At 40.7% G+C, this 1660-nt stretch carries 1 protein-coding gene; it reads left to right on the top strand.

The window, feature by feature from the left end; translation table 11 throughout:
* Positions 1 to 9 precede the first annotated feature (9 nt).
* The gene (locus tag C8K15_RS19930; protein WP_108588123.1) at positions 10 to 1287 is read left to right on the top strand and encodes an IS110 family RNA-guided transposase; all 1278 of its coding nucleotides are present in this window, start codon (positions 10 to 12) and stop codon (positions 1285 to 1287) included.
* The last annotated feature ends 373 nt before the right edge of the window (positions 1288 to 1660 follow it).

Here is a 1660-nt window from a genome sequence, read left to right as displayed (position 1 = left end):
GACTTCTCTATGCAGTTTAAATGCAATGAAAAAATTAATCAAGTGACTGAAAATACACTCGTTGTCGGTATGGATATTGCCAAGCGTGTTCATTACGCGTGCTTTGTCGATGAACGAGGGCGTGTGATTGAAAAAGCCTTTCCGGTACATCAATCAAAAGAAGGTTTTGAAAGTTTGTATGAAAAGATTCGTCAAACGATGAAGGAAGCTAAGAAAACAGAGGTTATAGTTGGAATTGAGCCTACTGGCCACTACTGGATGAATTTGGCTTATTTCTTAGATCACTATGGCATTCCACTCGTCATGGTGAATCCAATGCACGTCAAACGTTCGAAGGAACTGGACGATAACTTACAAACAAAGAACGACAAAAAAGATGCGTTGGTCATCGCACGCTTATTGAAAGATGGACGTTTTAGCTATCCACGTTTGTTAAAAGACGTAGAAGCTGAATTGCGTATTGGATCCACTCTCCGTTCAAAGTTAACGGAAGATTTAGCGAGTATTAAAAATCGAATCATCCGTTGGCTTGATCGCTATTTTCCAGAGTTTACTCGAGTCTTTCCGTCTTTTGGAAAGATGGCGCTGGCGGCATTGGAAATGACGCCATTTCCACAGGATATTGAAGGGAAGACAGCTGATGAGTTGGTCTTTTTATACCGTAAGGTAGAGGGGATGAGGACACCACAGTTACCAAAAGCAAAACTTCTCATTGAAGCATCGACTAATTCGATTGGACTGACAGAAGGCGAACAGATGGCCCGACATGAAATAGCCACGCTCCTACGTCAGTATCGCTTATTAGAAACCAAAATTGCATCTGTAAACAGTCAATTATCCGAAATGGCACAAACAACAATGGAATTTGAGTTACTCACTTCCGTTCCAGGTTTAGGAGATGCGACGATTGTTGATTTACTTTCAGAAGTAGGGAGCTTTTCACTTTACGAAAATCCACGCCAACTGATCAAACTAGCGGGATTAACACTACGTGAAAACTCTTCTGGTCAACATAAGGGACAAAAACATATCTCGAAACGAGGACGAAAGAAACTCAGATATATACTCTTCAAAGTAATCGTTCCACTCATTCGTCATAACGCAGCGTTTAAACAGCTTCATGAATACTACACAACGCGCCAACAGAATCCCTTACGGGGGAAGCAATCGATGGTGGTGCTCTGTGGTAAATTACTGAAAATATTACATGGTATGTGCAAAAAGAAAGTGCCTTTTAACGAACAATACATGATGAAGGATCTCCACTGTCTCGCCGAGACAGCGTAAACATTTCTTATCATCGAGACCTATAACCAGAAGGATGACACGGAGAAGCCAGCAAAATAACTAAACTAAGACTATGAGTCCCCGGGGCAGCTTAGCAGGCCTCTGCCTTATGAATAGACCGAACGAAGGAATGTAAGCGCATTGACGCTAAGAGACATGGGAGGGTACGTCGTCATAAGTATCGCAGAGATCCATAGTGCATCACATAGTGGATAAAACAGCTAATGATTTCCATTAGTTTTAGCGAAGCGTACGCTCTATTTGGTAATAAAAACAAGAAATTCAAGACTATGTTTATAAATTATATAAAAAATATTTTTTCTACATTACGAAGTGGTGCAAACCGTTGATACATCAATATTTATAGAGGGAG

The sequence above is a fragment of the Paenisporosarcina sp. OV554 genome, from assembly GCF_003058165.1.
In the GTDB taxonomy this organism is placed as follows: Bacteria; Bacillota; Bacilli; order Bacillales_A; family Planococcaceae; genus Paenisporosarcina.
This window is presented reverse-complemented; position numbering and strand designations above follow the sequence as displayed.